Genomic DNA, 985 nt, shown 5'->3' with positions numbered 1-985 from the left:
ATCACAACGAAAACTAGCCCCCACATCCCTGAAGGATCACGAAACGGTTACACCACTCCACGGGACTTGACCAGACCAATTTGATACCGACCCATAGAAGGGTCGATCGACAGGGGAGTGATCAGGGTGTGGGTGTTCATCATCGATACGAGGAACATGGCTCCGGAACTGCAGGGCGGGATGATCGGCGTGGCCGGGTCCGCGAACCCGAGCGCGGCGGAGAAACGGGAGTGTGTGGAGACAGTGAGCGGATGGGCGGCTGACGGATGGGCGATCGCCGCTGATCCGCATACCGTGATCGGTCGTTTGGCGGCGATGACGGCGGAGACGGCGTGCGTCCCGTTCGTGTCCTTCGACCGGGTCATCCAGCAGAGCGAGGGGCCGGCGATCGCGCCGCTGCTGCGGGCGCTGCGTTCGCCGGTGCGCGGCATGAGCTGATTCCGTGGGACACGAGGATGCGGGTCTCGCCGGAGCGGGATCGCCATCCTCCACGTCCCTTAGTCTTCGGAGGCGGGTTCTGCCGCGTCCGTGACCCCGGCGTTGTCGTCTGCGGTGCTCTCGCCCATGACGATTCGTTCGACGTCGCTGAGGCTGTACCCCCAGGCGGCGAGCTGGCTGAAGTAGTCAGCGTCGGTGGGGGAGGGGGCGCGCCAGATCTGTTCGCTGGTGACGGACTCGCAGGCTCCGAGCACGACCGCCAACGCGACGTACAGCGCCTTGCCCGGCGTCTGCTCAACGAGCGCGGCGAGATTGTCTGCTTCGAAGTAGCCGGGGCGGTCGAGCCCGAGCAGCTGGTGGGCGAGATCACTTCCCTCCCGGGTGGCGGCGCTGATCGCTTGCCGGTGGATCGTGAGTGCCCGCGCGATCACCACCGCGGTGTCCTTTGGCAGGGCCTTTCGGGACAGCATCGTGGTGAGCCTTATCTGCACTTGAACCGATCGTCCAGCCCCCGCCATTTGTTCGGTCACTCAAGGTGACGACGGTT

2 protein-coding genes are annotated in these 985 nt (G+C 65.2%); one reads left to right on the top strand and one right to left on the bottom strand.

What is annotated here, in order from left to right; genetic code table 11:
- The first annotated feature begins 126 nt into the window (after nucleotides 1-126).
- Nucleotides 127-438, top strand: coding sequence for a hypothetical protein (locus AC1ROW_RS22235; protein WP_493021867.1), 312 nt, complete (start codon nucleotides 127-129; stop codon nucleotides 436-438).
- 59 nt (nucleotides 439-497) lie between these two features.
- Here the strand turns inward: AC1ROW_RS22235 and AC1ROW_RS22230 are convergent, their stop codons facing one another.
- Nucleotides 498-908: a hypothetical protein gene (locus tag AC1ROW_RS22230; RefSeq protein WP_493021865.1), complete on the bottom strand. Its 411-nt coding sequence runs from the start codon at nucleotides 906-908 to the stop codon at nucleotides 498-500.
- Nucleotides 909-985: the final 77 nt, after the last annotated feature.

Source organism: Leifsonia sp. GW821-FHT13C09 (assembly GCF_058806435.1).
Note: the sequence above shows the minus strand (reverse complement) of the source record. Positions and strands in the feature narration are given on the sequence as shown.